Origin of the sequence: Streptococcus raffinosi (assembly GCF_030284685.1) — a bacterium.
Taxonomy (GTDB): Bacteria; Bacillota; Bacilli; order Lactobacillales; family Streptococcaceae; genus Streptococcus; species Streptococcus raffinosi.
The window spans coordinates 285,707-304,014 of sequence record NZ_JASUZV010000001.1 but is presented as its reverse complement, the minus strand read 5'-3'; the positions used below and the strand labels follow the sequence as shown (position 1 = coordinate 304,014).

At 40.3% G+C, this 18,308-nt stretch carries 13 protein-coding genes; 11 read left to right on the top strand and 2 right to left on the bottom strand.

The genetic code is table 11. The features are described 5' to 3' along the window. Positions 1–732 precede the first annotated feature (732 nt). The 9 genes from QRD39_RS01425 (at position 733) to QRD39_RS01385 (ending at position 12,579) form a co-directional block, all read left to right on the top strand. Entirely contained in the window at positions 733–4,728 is a 3,996-nt protein-coding gene (locus tag QRD39_RS01425) for a mucin-binding protein (protein WP_285955400.1), read from the top strand. 219 nt (positions 4,729–4,947) lie between these two features. Beyond that, on the top strand, positions 4,948–5,472 hold the full coding sequence (locus QRD39_RS01420) for a MaoC family dehydratase (RefSeq protein WP_285955399.1): 525 nt from the start codon (positions 4,948–4,950) through the stop codon (positions 5,470–5,472). Next, positions 5,472–6,575: a thiolase family protein gene (locus QRD39_RS01415; RefSeq protein WP_285955398.1), complete on the top strand. Its 1,104-nt coding sequence runs from the start codon at positions 5,472–5,474 to the stop codon at positions 6,573–6,575. The genes QRD39_RS01420 and QRD39_RS01415 overlap by 1 nt, the downstream gene beginning before the upstream one ends. A 1-nt stretch (position 6,576) precedes the next feature. Next, positions 6,577–7,830, top strand: a complete 1,254-nt coding sequence (locus QRD39_RS01410; RefSeq protein ID WP_285955397.1) for an AMP-binding protein — start codon at positions 6,577–6,579, stop codon at positions 7,828–7,830. 102 nt (positions 7,831–7,932) lie between these two features. Next, positions 7,933–8,505 carry a sugar O-acetyltransferase gene (locus QRD39_RS01405; RefSeq protein WP_285955396.1) on the top strand — a complete coding sequence of 191 codons (573 nt, stop codon included), beginning with the start codon at positions 7,933–7,935 and terminating at the stop codon, positions 8,503–8,505. Between the two features lie 121 nt (positions 8,506–8,626). Beyond that, positions 8,627–9,037 (top strand): MarR family winged helix-turn-helix transcriptional regulator, encoded by a 411-nt coding sequence (locus tag QRD39_RS01400; RefSeq protein WP_285955395.1) that lies wholly within the window; start codon positions 8,627–8,629, stop codon positions 9,035–9,037. Positions 9,038–9,060: 23 nt separating this feature from the next. After that, positions 9,061–10,446 carry an MFS transporter gene (locus QRD39_RS01395; RefSeq protein ID WP_285955394.1) on the top strand — a complete coding sequence of 462 codons (1,386 nt, stop codon included), beginning with the start codon at positions 9,061–9,063 and terminating at the stop codon, positions 10,444–10,446. A gap of 171 nt (positions 10,447–10,617) precedes the next feature. Then, positions 10,618–11,376, top strand: coding sequence for a CPBP family intramembrane glutamic endopeptidase (locus QRD39_RS01390; protein WP_285955393.1), 759 nt, complete (start codon positions 10,618–10,620; stop codon positions 11,374–11,376). A gap of 189 nt (positions 11,377–11,565) precedes the next feature. After that, complete coding sequence (locus QRD39_RS01385; RefSeq protein WP_285955392.1) at positions 11,566–12,579, top strand: hypothetical protein; 1,014 nt, start codon at positions 11,566–11,568, stop codon at positions 12,577–12,579. 107 nt (positions 12,580–12,686) lie between these two features. Here QRD39_RS01385 and QRD39_RS01380 read toward each other — a convergent pair whose 3' ends face one another. Then, positions 12,687–15,560 (bottom strand): glucosyl transferase, encoded by a 2,874-nt coding sequence (locus QRD39_RS01380; RefSeq protein WP_285955391.1) that lies wholly within the window; start codon positions 15,558–15,560, stop codon positions 12,687–12,689. Between the two features lie 534 nt (positions 15,561–16,094). On the opposite strand from QRD39_RS01380, the gene pdxS reads away from it, so the two are divergent. Together pdxS and pdxT are read left to right on the top strand one after the other, a co-directional pair. Next, the gene (gene pdxS / locus QRD39_RS01375; protein ID WP_002888192.1) at positions 16,095–16,967 is read left to right on the top strand and encodes a pyridoxal 5'-phosphate synthase lyase subunit PdxS; all 873 of its coding nucleotides are present in this window, start codon (positions 16,095–16,097) and stop codon (positions 16,965–16,967) included. Continuing rightward, complete coding sequence (pdxT, locus tag QRD39_RS01370) at positions 16,968–17,561, top strand: pyridoxal 5'-phosphate synthase glutaminase subunit PdxT (RefSeq protein ID WP_285955390.1); 594 nt, start codon at positions 16,968–16,970, stop codon at positions 17,559–17,561. A 186-nt stretch (positions 17,562–17,747) separates the two neighbouring features. On the opposite strand, the gene QRD39_RS01365 is transcribed toward pdxT, so the two are convergent. Further along, positions 17,748–18,308 carry a hypothetical protein gene (locus tag QRD39_RS01365; RefSeq protein ID WP_008535049.1) on the bottom strand — a complete coding sequence of 187 codons (561 nt, stop codon included), beginning with the start codon at positions 18,306–18,308 and terminating at the stop codon, positions 17,748–17,750.

Below are 18,308 nucleotides of genomic sequence, written 5' to 3'. Positions count from 1 at the left end.
TCATTTTCAAGCTATCGAAACCGAGACAGAAGTCTCGGTTTTCATGGCGTAATCAGATGAAAAAATACTGACCTAAAGTTAATCCTAAATCGAAAAGAGTGCTCTTACCTGCAGATAAGAGAGTTAGATTCCCCTCAGTCTAGACGTCATAACTATTAAAAAGAGATCTGTGGCTAGCACTTAAATGCAATAAAACTATAAAAATAGAGATTGTCATTAATTGATGACATTCTATTGACGAAGCCCAAAAGTCACTTTATACTAAATAGTAATGCTAGTTATTTCTTGCAGTCTCCTTGTAGAGATGCGGGCATGGCTTGTATTAAGACTATTAAGGTATTCATCCCCAAGGATGATGAATGGTATTTTAGGTGATAGTGAGTTTCTTAAAAAAGGATCACTTTAAAAGCATTAATCCATTAAAAACTCGCCATTTAAGTCGTTGGTGTAATCTCATTTTCATGCCACTTTCATAAGTTATTTGATAGATTCTGCACATTAAGACGCTATTTTTTCACTTAGTGGTTAAAATGATTAAAGTTCTTACACCTTACTTGTAAAAAATCCATTCTCGTATTATAGTATATATAAAAGATATTGAAAATTTTAATCTTTGATAAAGGCTTGTTGTTTTCTCTGAGGGAAAATGAAATCTTCATAGAAGAAGATTTCGATGAGAAGTTAACAAGTATATGATTTTATTTCTTATAAAAGAGGAAAGGGGGAGTATCTTTGAGAGCCTATAGGGAAAATGCGACTGAGGCAGCGGCCAAGGCCAAAACTGCCGAAGAGCATATTGCACACGGTTCAACAGACACTGATCTAGTTGATACGATAGATCTTTCTATGTTGTTGACTAGTAATAAGCGTCACCCTAACCACAGTGCCCCTTCTCATTTAGACTTTGCCAGAGCCAGAGCAGACGAAGCCTTCTTTGATAATCATGATGGTAGTGCAACAGTAAGTATTTCATCTAAACAAGAAATTATTTTTCAAGGAGCAGGTTCTAAGACACCAGACCCTGAAGTCATGGAAAATCATGTGTTTACAGGGACTAGAGATGCTAAGACTGGCTTAATTGAATGGGACAAGGACAGCTTTACCTATCCTAAGATATCAGTACCGCTTGTCCAGGGCTATTTCGCTGACCAAAAAGAAGCAGGCTTTAACGTCGTGACACCTTATGTGCCGACGGTAACGGAACATGTGACCTATAAGAAATTGGGACGCATTATCCCAGTCACTGAAGATGGTGACTATATTCCAGGTGCTTTGACTAAGCAGTATAACAATAACAATAAAGATCCACGAAAGGCGGGTGAGACAGCAACACCAGCTGTTCAAGATTATATGACAGATATTAAAAGTGTAGTACCGAACAAACCAGGAGTCGATACTCCGGTTGTGTATCGTAAAATTTTTAAGAAAGCCAGCATCACCTATATTGATGAAACAACCGGTGCTTACTTGGTTAGTGACCAATTGACCGGTGAATTAGGTGAAGCTATTGAATACGGGACAGCAACACGTATTCAGACTTTCAAGGATATGGGATATGGCTTGATTCAGGATGATTTCCCTAAAGATGCCATTTTTGATGATAAAGACATCGATGATCAAGAATGGTTCGTTCTTTTGCAACACGATGTTGCGAAAGTAGGGCCTGATCATGATCAAGTTCCAGATACCCCAATCAATCCAAATAATCCAAATGGACCTAAGTGGCCATCTAAATATGCTTACGAAAAAGAAGTAAGCTTTACGGTCTTTTACAGAAGTACGGATGGGAATGCCAATCTCCCAGAAGCTGATGTTCAAAAGGCTTATTGGGTACGTACCCTTACCTTTGACAAGGTCTCAGGAGAACTTGTCGATGAGACTGAATGGTCACCAAACAAAACAAAATATTATGACATCTACGCACCAGTTGTTTTAGGTTATTTTGCCGATAAGGTGGACGTTGAAGGTAGAGATGTAACAGAAGACAATATGGAAGAAACTGTTACCTACATGCCACTTGGTAAGATTATTCCTATTGATGCCAACGGACGCTTGATTCCGAACGTTCCAACGCCAACCTTTAACAATGATGCCAACAACCCAACTAAGGTTAGTGAGACACTTGTGCCTCATATTCCTGGCTATCGTCCAGTCCAAGAGAGTGTTCTTCCTGAAAATTTGACAGATGATATTCTCATTGAATACGCTCCAATCCTTGAAGATGTGACGCAACCAACCTTGCAAACCGTCTTCTTCAAGGGAGCTGGCGCAGCCACACCGTCTGTTAATATCCAGTCTGAATTCAGCTTCACTGGTAAATATAATCAGGCAGAAGATACTTATACTTGGGACCAAGACAGCCATACCTTTGCTAAGGTCACTGTTCCTGTGATTGAAGGTTATTATGCTGACAAGGCAGTTGCCGGTATGCAGGTGGTAACACCTGATAAACCAGAGGCTACAGATAATGTTACCTATAAAGAACTTGGTAGAATCATTCCTGTTGATACCTTTGGAAATCCAATCGCAGATGCAGAGCCTGTTCCTTTTGCCAATGATCCTAAGGATGCTACGCAAGTTATTGAGACATTGGCACCAGAGCTTGCGGGTTACCAAGCTGAGAGTGCATTGGTCTTGCCTATTGACCTCAGTCTTGACCAAACCTTGGTTTATGAGCCAATCTTGGAAGATATTACTCAAGATACCAAACAAACGGTTACCTTCCAAGGTGCAGGTTACAAGGATCCTGTTATCAATATCCAAGACAGCTTCAGCTTCCATGGTAAATTTAACCAAGTGGAAGAAACGAGCACATGGGATCAAGACAGCTTCACTTATGATGTTGTAGAGGTCCCAGTTGTTGAAGGCTTCTTTGCAGATAAACGTCAAGCTGGTGGTTTGGAAGTTAGACCTGACCTCCCAGAAGTTGAAGATACTGTTACTTATACCGAACTCGGTAAGATTATTCCAGTTGATGAGAATGGTACACCAATTGAAAACGCCTCTACACCAAGCTACAACAACGATCCTGAAGATCCAACCATGGCTATGGAAACTGTTGTTCCAGATGTATTTGGTTATATCTCTGAAAAGGCCTTTATCACGCCAGAACATCCAGGTCAAGACACCACTGTGGTTTATGCTAAGGATGAACAAAGAGCTCTTATCCTTTACATGAATGAAATGGACAAGTCAGAGTTGTCACGTGATGAAGTCATCGGAAGCTCAGGTGAGAAGATTGACTACTCTACTGATGAACAAATCGCCAACTTGCTTAAACGAGGTTATGAGCTCGTCAACGATGGCTTTGCAGAAGCCTTTGACCACACTTATAATGGTGATTCTGACTTTGATCAAGTCTTCGAAGTGGTTCTTCGTGAACGTTTGGTTCTTGTAGACCCAGACATGCCAGCACCAGTTGCCGGTGAAGTCGTCGATGCAAATGATGTCAATAGCCCAGTTTGGCCAAATAGTGTTGAGTCACTCGAAAACCATGCTGATGTAACACGTACTATTCAGTATGTCTTTGAAGAAGGCGGATTGGCAAGTGACGATTATGTTGAAGTTCTTAATTTCAAACGTTTGGCTAATGTTAACCTTGTGACAGGTGCAATCAATTATGAAGCATGGTCAAGCATGCAAACAGGCTTCTCAGCAGTTCCTTCACCAGAAGTTGTTGGATTTACACCAGACCGTATGGAAATCGCTGGAATGACGGATGTTGCTGTAGAAACACCTGAACTTCTGGAAGTGGTTACTTATCTTAAAGATGCTCAAAAAGCTACAGTGACCTATGTTGATGGTACAACACGTAAGAAACTTGAAGTTGTCGACTTGCTTGGTAAATCAGGCGAAGTGATTGATTACTCAACAATCGAACGTATCAAGTACTACAGCGATCGTGGGTACACCCTCCTTGCAGATGGTTTCACTAACGGCGTTATCTTTGATGGCGATTCACACGTTGACCAAAACTTCATGGTTACCCTTCGTCATGGTACTGTTCAAGTAGGCCCAGATAACATCCAAGAAGCTGGGAAACCAATCAACCCAGCAGATCCAGACGGTGCTAAATGGCCAGAACGTGAAAACTATATCAAAGATGTCACCTTCACAGTTCTCTACGAATCAAGTGATGGCCAAGCAGACCTTCCAGCCAATAACATTCAAACCGCTCAATGGACACGTAGTTTGACCATTGATAAGGTGACAGGTGAAGAACTCGGTTCAAGCTACTGGACTTCAAATAAAGGTCAGTTTGAAACAGTTGTCACACCTGAAGTAGAAGGCTACAGTGCTGACAAGGATAAAGTTGAAGGTAAGACAGTTGGACAACGTAATCTCGAAGAAACAGTTGTCTATATCCCACTTACAGGCGATATTAACGGTAAGCCTAAGGAAGATAAGGCAGATGACATTGTCGTTGAAGATGTTCAAGATTTAGAAGTGCTTGACCAAGTCGAAGAAGCTTCTGAATCTCATGACGGCCCAACAACCTATGGTCCTGGTGATGATTTTGAAGCACCTGTTGCCAACCAAGCAGAAGGTACTGGCTCTAAACACAAGATGCCAATTAACCTTTCTAATGAAGATGAAGTAGGCAAGGGCAAGATTGAAGAAACCATCAACATCGCAGGCTTTACCGTATCGGTAACAGGTCTAGGACTTGGCCGCAACGGACGTAAAAAGAAAAATAAAAAAGATCACAAAGATCAAAAAGAAAAATAATCAAAAGACCTGAATCACTCAGGTATGCCCAGACAGAAAGAAAATCTCAAGTTGCGTAGAGCACTTGGGATTTTTTTGTTCATTAGCAAATTCATGCCATTTGACTCACTGCTATTTGCACCTTTGACTCATCATTGACAATATGACCAGTTTTTTATAGTATAAAATGGTTAACTTATATATTTTTATAGGTTTACTCATATTTTTTGATGGAGAATAATGATGAGAAAATTATTTTCACTATTGATATCATCTAATGCAGATTTACCCAAAGATAGTTTACTTGTAAAACTAAGATGGAAAGAAACGAAAGCACTAGACCAAACTCTCATTTTAAGACATCAAAAAAGATTGCGGCAGATGTTACTCGTACAAGGTGGAGAGGAATTAAGAGCAACCTTTTTATTGAAAAGACCGTCGTCATTTGGAAGAAAATCACAAGATAAACTAGATATATCCTCAGCTACTTTTCTATCGGACGTGCAATTTACCAAGGCAGATATCCTGCAGTTTGTGAGAGCTATTGGGGATCACAATCCTTTGCATCAGCAAGCTCCCTTTTTAATCCCAGCCTGTCTTTATTTAGACTATCTGAGACAGGTCCTACCACAAAGAGTTTCTGTCTTATCCTTACGTTTTTTAGCGCCAGCCTATGCGCAAGAAAGATTATCACTTTATTGTCATCAAAAGGACTTCTATCTGTGTAGAGGGGATACTATCATCGTGAAAGGAGAGAGTGTTTAATGGCAGATGTATATATTCAAGGGGGATTAAGGACACCCATTGGACTGTTTCAAAAGCAATACGCCAGCATGCGACCAGAGTATTTAGGTGCTGGGATTTTAAATGCCTTAAAGAAGCGTTATCCAGAATGTCACATTGATGACATTATTTGTGGAAATGCTGTTGGAACAGGTGGCAATATTGGTCGTTTAACTGGACTTTTGTCCGATTATTCTGAAACTGTTCCTGCGACTACTATTGATATGCAGTGTGCTTCAGCAAGTGCCGCCTTGGGTTTTGCTTTTGCGAAGATAAGGGCTGGTTTATCAGAAAATATTATTGCAGGTGGCATTGAAAGTTCATCCTTGCAGCCATTGCGGACTTATGCTGACAAGGATAATCGTTCAGGGAGTTACTACGTTGCTCAGTTTTCACCCGATAGTACGGATTCTCTAGCTATGATAAGAGGGGCCGAGCGAGTCGCTCAAAAATATCAGGTGAGTCAAAAAGAATTGTATCAATGGACTTTAAAGAGCCATTCTAAAGCTCAGAAAGCCTTGGAGGTAGGGGCTCTATCTCCTATTATCCTAGAAATGCCTGGGAAAAAGGATGAGGGGATTCGACCTAAGATTTCAGAAAAACTGTTAAGTCGAATTCCTCCAATCTTAGGTCCGGGCAGTCTGACCAGTGCCGCAAACTCTTGTTTAACACATGATGGTGCTGCTTTTCTTTTATTGAGCCATCAAGTCGGTGAGTTTAAGGTTTGTGACATGGCTCAAGTGGCAGGAGATCCTCGTTTCAGTCCCGAATTAGTTTACAAAGCAACTCTAAAATTATTGAAGAAAGTCAATCTTTCAATGTCGGATATAGATGCTATTGAATGGAATGAAGCATTTTCGGTGATTGATTGTCTCTTTCAAAGGCATTTCCCAGAAGCTGTCAATCGCTACAATCTATTTGGTGGTGCCTTAGCATATGGTCACCCTTATGGTTGTTCAGGAGCAATCAATCTTTTACATGTAATGCAGGCGCTCCGTTTACAAAAGGGACGATATGGACTTTGCGCTATTGCTGGTGCTGGAGGAGTTGGTATATCTTTCCTCATTGAAAGGGTGGGAGTTTAACATGATTCAAAAAATAAAAGCTTGGGCTCAAGAGGCTCCTCATCGGCAGGCTTTAGTTATTGATGACAAATCTTACACTTACTGTGATTTATTAAGGATGATGAATCAGACAATACTTGATTCAAAGTCATCTGACGTTTGCTTTATCGTAGAGCACTATCCGCTTGATCAGTTGATGACGTTTTTAGCAGCTTTGTCATTAGGCATAAAGCCTGTTATTTGTCATCCTAATTTGTCACCAGAAGTCCGACTAGCCTTAGCGTCTGAAGCAAGTGCCTCCGATTTACGTTTAGAAGCAGATTTTGGAATCTTGACTTCGGGAACAAGTGGAAAACCCAAGATTTTGTGGCGAACCATGTCCTCGTGGCTAGATTTTTTTGCTGAGCAAAATCGAACTTTCCATATTAATCAGAAAACGGCTTTATTCTTAAAAGGCAATTTTAGTTTTTCAGGGAACCTTAACATGGCCTTGGCTATCCTTTATGAAGGTGGGCAATTGGTTATAAGTGATAAACCATCTCCGAGAAGTTGGGTGCAATTATGTCAGACCTGCCAAGTTAGTCACCTGTATCTCTTACCAAGCCTTCTACAAGTTCTAGCAAGTCATTTAAACAGTAGAGATCTTGACTTGTCTTATATCATCAGTTCTTCTCAAACCTTGCCAGTTCCTCTGATTCGTGACCTTTATGACAGGCAACCGACCTGCGACATTATTGTTTTTTATGGCGCTAGTGAATTAAGTTTTATCAGCTGGTGTAAGGGCAGAGAGATTTTAGACAATCCCAATTTAGTTGGTCGAGCTTTTAAAAATGTTCAAATAAAGCTGAAAAACAATAAAATTTATGTTACGACTCCTTATGCAGCTGTCGGAGTAAGATGCCCTTATACTGTAGAAGACTATGGTCATTTTTCAAAAGCAGGATTAATTTTAGAAGGGCGACCATCTGATTGGGCTAATTATGCAGGCACCAAGTTGTACTTGCCAAGGATCAGACAAAAACTACTCTCTTGTTCTTTCGTCAAGGACGCCTTTTGTCTCAAGTTAAGTAGTCATCTGGCTGGTGATGAAGTGCATGCCTTTCTTGTACTAAAAGACGGAATATCTTTACCAGAAGCTAAGAAGTCGATTGCTAGTGTTTTACTAGCCACTGAACAGCCCAAATACTGGCATACTATAGATGCCATTCCCTTGATGGATAGTTCTAAAGTGGATGTCCAGTATTTGAAAGAGCTCTGTCAAAAAAGGATTCATTAATCTCAAGTTGCATAGAGCACTTGGGATTTTTTTGTAGTTTCTCTTGTGGTGACATCAATTCTATACTAAAATAGATAAGTACAACCACAAAAGGAGAAGGCCATGCCGACAGAATATGAAAAAATGATTGCGGGGGAGTTTTATAAACCTAGCGACCCTGAGTTACGTGCCCTAGCAGCTAGATCCAGAGAAAAGCAAATGGCCTTTAATGCGGAACCTGACCGTCTCAAGAGGGCTGAAATTGTCAAATCTTGGTTTGGTTCGACTGGTGAGAATCTTGCTATGAATCCTCAGTTCGTTACGGATTACGGTGTTAATATCCATATCGGTGAAAATTTCTATTCCAACTGGAACTTGACCATGCTGGATATCTGTCCTATCACGATTGGTGACAATGCTATGATTGGCCCTAATTGTCAGTTTTTGACGCCCTTGCATCCGCTTGATTCAACCGAGCGTAATTCAGGCATTGAATATGGAGCACCGATTACCATTGGCGATAATTTCTGGGCTGGTGGCGGTGTAACCATCCTCCCAGGCGTGACTTTAGGAGATAACGTAGTGGCTGGAGCAGGAGCAGTCGTCACCAAGTCCTTTGGCGATAATGTGGTTCTTGGTGGAAATCCGGCGCGTGTGATTAAGGAAATTCCTGTCACAAAAGATTACGTAAAGTAACTCAAGGGCTATGAGTCCTTGAGTTTTTTTGTCATCCGTTGAAAGTGATATTGACATTGGGCTAAAATTCTCCTATACTTAATATGCTAGTTAGCTAACAATATAATTAAGGAGTACATTTTTGGACCATTTTGGACGCTTGTTGAAACAAGCCAACAATAACATGATGCGCCACTTTGACCAGTTCGCCAAGCGATTTGGTTTGACGGGAAATCAGATGGCTGTCATTGATTTTTTAATGAATCATGCGGAAGAAGAAATCTTTCAGAGGGACATTGAGCATGAATTCAATATTCAGCGTTCGACAACAACGGTCCTCTTACAGCGGATGGAGAAAAAAGGTCTGATTGAACGTCATACCTCATCGAAAGATGCTAGGCAAAAAGCAGTTGCGCTAACGGATAAGGCAGTTAAGATTGCTTCTGCCTGTCAAACCTATCTTCGGGCAGAAGAGGAAGAGTTTGCCCAACAATTTTCGGCTGAAGAAAGAGAAATCTTTCTCAACATCTTACAACACTACCGTAATCTTTAATCGTTATCAGAGGAGAAATACTTATGTCATATGAAAAAATCTCCACTAAGATCTTGTCTGCCATCTTTGCGACAGGTGTCCTTTCCTTTTGTGGAGTGGCTGGTGAAACAGCCATGAACATTACCTTCCCAATTTTGATGAAGGAATTTTCAGTAACAACATCAACCGTTCAGTGGGTCACAACCATCTACCTATTAGTCGTTGCTTGTGTGGTGCCCTTATCAGCTTACCTCAAGCGTTCCTTTAAGATGAAATCAATCTTTCTGGTCGCCAATCTTCTGTCGGTCTTGGGAGTCCTTATCGACTTTATAGCCCCTAACTTTGGCTTTGTCGTCCTGGGCCGTTTGGTGCAAGGTATGGGGGTTGGATTTGCCCTTCCTCTTATGTTTAACATCATTTTGGAGCGGGTACCAAGTCGTAAGATTGGTCTTATGATGGGGGTTGGTACACTAATTACCGCAGTTGCACCAGCCATTGGCCCAACTGTAGGTGGTCTTCTAACAGCACACTTTGGTTGGCGGTCTATTTTCCTTGTTCAGTTTCCTATTCTCTTGGCTTCACTGATTGCAGGGCTTCGCTCGATTGAGCAAAAGAGTGAGGTTAAACGTGAATCCTTTGATATTCTTAGCCTGTTTGCCATCATTTTTCTTTTCTTGGGCTTGATTCTAGGCCTTCACGGGATGGCAGATCATGCTTTTCTTAGTTTCTCAGTGCTTGGCTGGCTTGTCCTTGGTATTTTGGGGCTGATCCTTCTGGTTTGGCGCTCTATGAAATTGGAAAATCCAATCATTAATCTCGCTATTCTGAAGAATCCTCGCCTTACTGGCCATATCGCTGCTTTCTTTACCTTGCAATTGGGATCGCTCGGTATGAGCTTTATCTTACCTAACTATGTGCAATTGGTTAACCACTCTAATACAACTCTCGCTGCTTTGATGATTCTTCCGGGTGCTATCATTGGTGCTGGATTTGCTCCCTTCTCAGGTATTATTCTTGATAAGATGGGGGCACGTAAACCAATCTTGACTGGGGCCAGTCTAATCGTCCTTGCTCAGCTGCTCTTTACTCTGTTTGGTCTCTCGCTTTCAAATACCTTGATTCTTGTCTTTTACATGATTTTCATGACGGGACTAGGAGTGGCCTTTGGTAATATTATGACTAACGGACAAAAGCAATTACCACTGGACCAACGAGCTGATGCCAATGCGATTTTTAATACCCTCCAACAATTTGCAGGAGCAGTAGGAACAACGCTTGCTTCTCTCATTGTTGCCTTAAGTCAAACCAATCATAAGATTGACTTTGCTCAAGCAACAGCTCAGGGGAGCCAAAATGGGTTTAGAGTTCTCCTTGTTTTAGCAGTATTCCAACTGATTGTACTTGTGAGCGTCGTCAAAAAGAACGATTAATCATTAGATTTAAGCATTTAAGCAAGGGAAGGTGCCTTCCTTTGTTTTTCTTTTTCCAAATCAAATACTAATTTTTCTGCAAATGTTAGTGTTAATTTAAGGATTATGACTTATAATAAGCTTAAAGAAAAAACGAGCTTTCGTTGTAGATACGAGGAAGAAGGAGAGACTATGTCTTTACTAAAGAAAATCCATCCCGAGCAACCACTCAAGGAACTGAGATGGTTTGATATCGGTATGGTAACGCTCATCATGTTTGGACAGTTTATCGTGCGTTCGACCCAGATGTATATGGCTAGTCTATCGCCAACCATTTCCACAACAATAAGTGAAACAATGACAAATACGGCTAGAGAAGGGACAGGCTATTCAAGTAATTTCAGCTTACAACTGATTCTTTTGTCCTTGGCCCTCGTCTATCTTTGGATTCGTCATTTTGACTTCAAGCAACTGCCTATCCGTCTAAAGTGGTCTGTCCTATTTTGGGTACCTTTTATTTTCGCTATCATGGGTCTCTTGGCCGATATGGTCAGTACCCTCTCAGGCCAGTATAATTACTTTAGCCCTCAAGTTTTAGCCTTTATTAGCCCTATGGCCGTGCTTAATAAGTTTATGGCCTTGTCGCCTATGGCTATTGCCTACGGATTGCTTAACGGTTTCTACGAGGAATTTTTCTTCCTAGGACTCTTGACCTCAGTAAAGGACAAGTATAAGTGGTGGGTCTTGCTCTTTTCAACCCTTGTCCGTGTGTCCTTCCATACCTATCAGGGTATGCTATGGGCTCTGGTTATCGGTGTGGTATTTGGTCTACTCTATTATTTTCTTTATAAATATAAGGTCAAAAACCTGCTTCCATTCTTCCTAGTCCATGCCTTGGCTGATATGTTTGGCTCAAGTCTCATTTATCTCTTGGTTAATTGGAATTATTAGCAAAACAACTCCCTTCGTTGCGTGTACGAGGGGAGTTTTAAGGTTGATTTCTAGTAGAGATATTAAAATGCTATTGTCGTTAAAGTTGTACAATGAGAATCCGCTTAAAAAATAGTTTTTAATTTTGTTAAAAATATGAGATAATAGTGGCGGACTATACTTAAACAGTAATTTTAGAGGGAGACAATGATGTCAAAACGATTAATTTCAAATCGTCCGAGCGATCTTAAGCCCCTTAAGCAACTTTTCTGGGAAAATGCAGAGAAAGCTCGGATGGGCGACTATTGGAAAGATAAGAAGAGTTACAGAGAGCTTTCCGAAGCGACAGGAATTCCTTCAGGAAGCTTAAGGATGCTTTTTATGAACAAGCCTAAGGGAAATATTCCAAAGATTGTAACCATTACCAATGGTCTGGCTAAGGTGACTAAGAAAAATATCACGCTTGGTATGCTTTTATCTCAAGACAATCAGCATGAAGTTTTTGAGTTTCCAAGAAAGCCTGACCAGGTCACGCAAAACCTGTGGAATAATATTCGTAAGAAATTACATATCACAGAGGCTATGGATGCTGAAGAAGTCAGAGAACGCATGACGCACTTTGTGGTGTCATCTGGCATGGCACAAACCAACTATAACCTAATCAAGCAAAAAGGGACCGTTTCATTAGATACCTTGGAAAAATTTTCCAAAACTCTAAGAGTTGAGCCTTATGAATTGTTAGCCACGATTAGACGTAAGGAAAATGTGGATAAGATTGCCCTGCCAATTCATAGGGAAAATAACAGTGAATCACACATTGATATTGGAAAGCTAAACACCTTTATCAAACTCCAGCCCTACTCACCTAATGGCCCTGAGGCAGCGTCTGTGGACCTTAGCCCACAAAATCTTTATCGCTATTACTCTAAGGGAAGCGCTGGTGACATGTCCATAAAAACGGCTTATAAGTTTAAGAGACTTGTGGATATTTACGAAGCAGAAAATGGCAGCCTTGACTCTTCAAGCAGAGTCCTAGATGCCAAGAAACTTGAAAAACTCCTATATAGTGGCATGACGACTGGTTATGCGATTTCAAAAACAGGTTTGATGAATGCGACCAATGGTAATCTCTATATCAAGGGCAAACGTCCCATCGAATCGATGAAGCTAGACCGTGCCTTTGGTTTATATAAACACTTAAAAAGATTGAAAAAGAACCAATAATTCTTTACCTACCAAAAAGCCCAAATCAATATTTTGATTTGGGCTTTTTGGTTGTTTTTTATCTGTACGACGAATAAGAATCATTTTAGTCGATTTTTGGAGTTGTTTTATACTTGATTCGCTCGTCCATTTTCATCAAAATGATAAGTCACGCCTTTGATGGTACGTGTTTGATTGGTGACAAGCTCACCAGAGTTTTCATCGTAGTAACGAGTCCCCTTGTAGTCTGTAACGAAATCACCCTTCACTTGTTTACCTTCATAATCAAAGTAGAGGTGTTGACCATTGATGACTTGATCGAAGAGGAGGGCCTTACCATCGTTACCGAAGTAGTACCAGTGTCCGTCTGCATAGACGAATTGATTAGTTACAGCAGCACCAGTTTCAGCATCGAAGTAATAAGTTGGATTGTCTTCTGCTCTGTTTGGTAATGAAATGTAAAATTTAGGTCTTATAATTTCTCCTCTAGCCTGGTCGTGCGTTTCGTATTTGTTCATTGGATTGTTAGAGAAGTAATATAATTTCCCATCGATTTCTTTAAAACCTTTAGCTTTTTTGCCGTTTTCCTCTATATAGTACCAACGGCCATCAGATTTAACAAAACCAGTTTTTTTCACAGCTTCGCCAGTTTCGTCATCATAGTAAGGTGGCTCTTGGTATACGTTAAAGGAACCACGAAAAACTCTACCATATCGACCAATATAGTAATCCTTACCATCAATAGTTATTTCCCCAGTTCGTCCATTACTGCTAAGGTAGTATAAATCGTCACCAATCTTAATAAACTGATCACGAGGGAGTTCTTTCCTTGCGCCACTATCTTTATCGTAGTAGTAACCATCAAGAACAGTATCTTTAGCTTGAACTCCATAAGAGTCAAAATAAACGTGTACTCCATCAATGGTTTGTGAGCCTTTAAGGATATTACCTTGTGCATCTGCATAGTACCATTTACCATTATTGTTGAAGTATTGATTTTTTACAAGAGCGCCGGAATCTTTATCGTAGAATTTAACTGGGCTAGTGTAGGAGTTTGCTTTAACCACATACCCATTACTATCAGTAAATTCTCCTTTAATCTGATTGCCGTAATATGGATCAAAGTGAACCTGTACCCCGTCAATGGTTTGATCGCCTTTAAGGATTTTTCCTTCTCCATTAAGGTAGTACCAGTTGTCGTTGATGTAAACGTAGCGATTGGTACCAAGGTCTATTTTAGCACCAGAATCTTTGTCGTAGAAGTAGCCATCATCGCCAAAGACACCTTTTGCTTGTTTACCATCATAAGGGTCAAAGTATACAGGAACATTGTTAATAGTTTGAGATCCTTTAAGTCGTTCACCGTCATTTCCAACATAATACCAGTCTTTGCCGACTTGGACACAGCTATTGGTAACAAGTGCACCAGTTATTCCATCGTAATATTTACCATTCCATGCAAAATTCCCTTTAACTTGAGCACCAGTTTCTTTGTCAAAGAAGTATTCAACGTTGTCGATGACAGTTGCTCCTTTGATGGCCTTGCTATCGGCTCCGATAAAGTAGGTTTTGTCTTTAACTGTTACGAAACGATTAGTAACTAAATTTCCAGAGTCTTTATCATGGAATTGATTTTTATAGTCAAAATCTCCCTTAACTTGGATACCGTTGTAGTTAAAGTAGACATGAGCACCATCAATAGTTTGTTCACCTTTCAAGATCTTTCCATCGTTACCGACGTAGTACCAATTTCCTTTGACCTGAACATAACGATTTGTACCAAGGTTGACACGATTACCGTCTTGATCGTAAAAGTAACCATCATCACCAAAATTGTCGAAAATCTGGCTTCCCTCGTATTTATCGAAGTAGACTTGTTTACCGTCAATTGTTTGAGGACCGGTTAACCGAATTCCTTGGTCGTTAACATAATAACGTTCATTTCGATGTTTGTAAGGATTATAAGCGATAACATATTGATTGGTGGCAAGAGCGCCAGAATCCTTATCGTAGTATCGAGATTTATTATCTCCCTCATCTCTGACAAAATAACCTTTAACTTGAACACCGCCTTGATTGAAGTAAACCTTAACGCCATCGATGGTTTGTGGTCCATTTAAAAAAGCACCATCATTTCCAGCATAGTACCATTCCCCGTTTAATTCGAAATAGCGGTTAGTACCAAAATCTACTTGCTTACCATATTTGTCATAATAACGGCCATTAGGAGCAAACCTATCCTCAACTTGTTCACCGTACTGATCAAAATAATGCCACGCTCCATCAATTTCTTTGGAACCAATTGCCTTGTTACCATTTTCATCAACGTAATAGGTTCTACCATAATTTTCAACGAAATTATTAGTAACAAGAGCACCAGAGTCTTTGTCATAATAGTGACCGTCCCAGTCAAAGTCCCCTTTAACCTGGACGCCGCCTTGATTGAAGTAGACCTTAACGCCATCGATGGTTTGTGGTCCAGTTAGATCTTTACCGCTAGCATCTTTGTAATGCCAGTATCCATGCTTATCGCTGTAGTAATAACCACCGGTGACATTAGTTTCAGCGTTCGAAGTTCCGCCAGCTGAAGCTGTCTCACTGGCAGCTCGGTCTGTAGTTACAGCTTCATGTGTTTGGCTTGAGGCGGATACTGCAGGTGTCTGACTTTCACTAGCAGTGGTTGAAGCTGTTTCACTTGCAGTTTCAGAGCTTGCTGTAGAAGGTGTGGCTTTTTCTGAGACATTTGTAGTGTTTTCAGTGTTGGCGGCATTTTCAGTAGCAGCCGGTGCTTCGACAACTTTTGTTTCGACAAGGTCTGCTGTCGTTTCCACATTGGCAGTGGTAGCAGCAGTCGTATCGAGGTTTGACGAGTTGTCAGCTTTAGCTTCCTCAGCGAAAGCAGGTCTTGCGATGATGGCAAAACTTGCAAGGGCAGTTGCACATGAAAATGCAAGTAGACGTTTTTTGGACGGTTGTCCAGTAAAATTAGAATGTACTTTCATAATTTTTCCTCCTTTTTCCTAAATCCTATTATAACTTAATTTAATCGTGTTTCAATAGAATTTAAGACATTTAGCCTAAAATAAGAAAAGGCTTACACAACTCTTTACTGGGAAAATTTTTCACAGTTTTTTCCTCCAACGGTTCTTAAACTCAAAAAAATCCAGGACCTGAGCCCTGGATTTAGGAGATTATGAAAAAGAAAAGTTTTAGGATGGTTATAGTATATAAAGCAAAGCCTAAAGTTTTCTTAAAGTAGAAGATGAGTATTTTTGTGATTTACAAAGAAAGTTGCTGTTAGCTAACTAAAAAATTTAGTAAAGATTATGGTCTATAAACTAAGATGTCATAACCTGTATTTATTTACTAAAAAAGCAGTAAAACCTATAGAAGCAAGCTTTCTAATTTAGTGATTATTCTGCCCATTCTGACAATAGATAGCCGAATTGTCCCCATACAGTTTGTGAAAGTGCTACTTTTCTTCAAAAGTTATCCTGTGTAAAATAAGGGGCATAAAAACATATGAGGTGATTGCTATGACAAATCGTTACGACTTAAATAAAAATTTGGCACAGATGCTTAAGGGGGGCGTCATCATGGACGTTCAAAATCCTGAGCAAGCACGTATTGCAGAAGCGGCTGGTGCAGCTGCAGTTATGGCCTTGGAACGTATTCCAGCTGATATTCGTGCGGTTGGCGGGGTATCACGTATGAGCGACCCTAAGATGATTAAGGAAATTCAGGACGCTGTCAGTATTCCAGTTATGGCCAAGGTTCGTATCGGTCATTTTGTGGAAGCACAGATTTTGCAAGCGATTGAGATTGATTATATTGATGAGAGTGAGGTATTGACGCCTGCCGATGACCTTATTCATGTGGATAAAACCAAGTTTGATGTGCCTTTCGTTTGTGGAGCCAAGGACCTCGGTGAAGCCCTTCGTCGTATTTCTGAAGGGGCATCAATGATTCGTACCAAAGGTGAACCGGGTACAGGTGATATTGTCCAAGCTGTTCACCACTTACGACTCATGAATCAAGAAATTCGCCGTATTCAAAATCTCAGAGAAGACGAGCTTTACATTACTGCCAAAGACTTACAGGTGCCAATTGACTTGGTTCGTTATGTCCATGAGCATGGCAAGTTGCCAGTTGTCAATTTTGCGGCTGGTGGTGTAGCGACGCCTGCCGATGCTGCGCTTATGATGCAGTTGGGTGCTGAAGGTGTTTTTGTTGGTTCAGGTATTTTCAAGTCTGGCGATCCTAAAAAACGTGCGGAAGCTATTGTCAAGGCGGTGACTAACTTTGATCGTCCTGATATTTTGGCGCAAGTGTCAGAAGATTTGGGTGAAGCCATGGTTGGTATTAACAAGGATGAAATTGAAATTTTGATGGCAGAGCGAGGAAAATAGATGACAAAAATCGGAATACTGGCTCTTCAAGGTGCTTTTGCGGAACATGAGCAGGTTTTAAATTCCCTTAGTGTCCAAACGGTGCAAATCAGGAATCGGCAAGATTGGGAAACTCACTCTGACTTAGACGGGCTTATCCTACCGGGTGGCGAGTCGACAGTCATGGGGAAACTCTTGCATGATTTAGACCTGTTTGAGCCGATTAAGGCGAAAATTGAGAAAGGCTTACCTGTTTTTGGGACCTGTGCAGGTTTGATTTTGTTGGCCAAAACCATAGTAGGCGACCAAACAAAACATTTGGCAAGTATGGACATCAGTGTCGCACGCAATGCCTATGGTCGTCAGCTGGGCAGTTTTGTCACAAATGCTGACTTTAAGGGAACTGGTGAGATTCCCATGGTCTTTATTCGTGGACCAATCATTGAAATCGTTGGACCAGAAGTTGAAGTTTTATCTCAGGTCAAGGGAGCTATCGTGGCAGCCAAGGAAAAACAGATGCTTGTCACCTCATTTCATCCAGAATTAACAGGTGACACAAGGGTCCATGCCTATTTTCTAGAGATGGTAACCCAGGTCAAACAAGACAAACTATAATGCTAAACTCTTCATATGATTACTCTTCCACGCAAAAAAATCCAGGACCTATGCCCTGGATTTAGGAGATTATGAAAAAGAAAAGTTTTAGGATGGTTATAGTATATAAACGAAACCCTAAAGTTTCCTTAAAGTAGAGAAGAATTTATGAAAAATAGGTAAAAAGGAAGTTTGCAGTTGGTCGACTTAGTCCCTCGAAAAACGTTCTTGATATTTTTTATTGAAAAACCATTGTAAATCAACACGAGGCTTATCCTCTAATTTATTCACTATGGGAGTAATTATTTCATCAATATAGTGTTGGGCTTCCCTCTGTCTTTCTTCACTATCATCGTAAATATCCTTTCCCTTGTCAGGTCTTTGATAATAGTAAGTATAAAATTTACCATTATCACTAAAATAATAAGTTCGATAATTTTCTTGAGGAGTTCCTTTAGGAATAAGTGCATACTGAATAGAATTGCTATCAGGAGCCTGAGTTAGAATGGTCCCTTCTCCATTTATAATTGAATTATTACCATCTGTATCATACCTTAATCCTTTAATGTTTGGGTCATCTATTGAATCTAGATTATCCAAAATCATCACCATTTCAGGATTAGTATTTTTGGCGTGTGGTAAATGCTTTGCATAATAAATAAAATAGGTTGATAAGTTATTATTGATGTAAATCATCCCTCCTAAAAAAAGGATGATGATTATTCCCAAACTGGCAATGAATAGCTTGATGATAGATTTGTGATGCAT

Coding starts and splice junctions, on each gene's coding strand:
- QRD39_RS01410 (WP_285955397.1), top strand. CDS start 6,577: ATGATTCAAAAAATAAAAGCTTGGGCTCAAGAGGCTCCTCATCGGCAG.
- QRD39_RS01385 (WP_285955392.1), top strand. CDS start 11,566: ATGTCAAAACGATTAATTTCAAATCGTCCGAGCGATCTTAAGCCCCTT.
- QRD39_RS01405 (WP_285955396.1), top strand. CDS start 7,933: ATGCCGACAGAATATGAAAAAATGATTGCGGGGGAGTTTTATAAACCT.
- QRD39_RS01415 (WP_285955398.1), top strand. CDS start 5,472: ATGGCAGATGTATATATTCAAGGGGGATTAAGGACACCCATTGGACTG.
- QRD39_RS01380 (WP_285955391.1), bottom strand. CDS start 15,560: ATGAAAGTACATTCTAATTTTACTGGACAACCGTCCAAAAAACGTCTA.
- QRD39_RS01365 (WP_008535049.1), bottom strand. CDS start 18,308: ATGCATCACAAATCTATCATCAAGCTATTCATTGCCAGTTTGGGAATA.
- QRD39_RS01395 (WP_285955394.1), top strand. CDS start 9,061: ATGTCATATGAAAAAATCTCCACTAAGATCTTGTCTGCCATCTTTGCG.
- pdxT (WP_285955390.1), top strand. CDS start 16,968: ATGACAAAAATCGGAATACTGGCTCTTCAAGGTGCTTTTGCGGAACAT.
- pdxS (WP_002888192.1), top strand. CDS start 16,095: ATGACAAATCGTTACGACTTAAATAAAAATTTGGCACAGATGCTTAAG.
- QRD39_RS01390 (WP_285955393.1), top strand. CDS start 10,618: ATGTCTTTACTAAAGAAAATCCATCCCGAGCAACCACTCAAGGAACTG.
- QRD39_RS01420 (WP_285955399.1), top strand. CDS start 4,948: ATGATGAGAAAATTATTTTCACTATTGATATCATCTAATGCAGATTTA.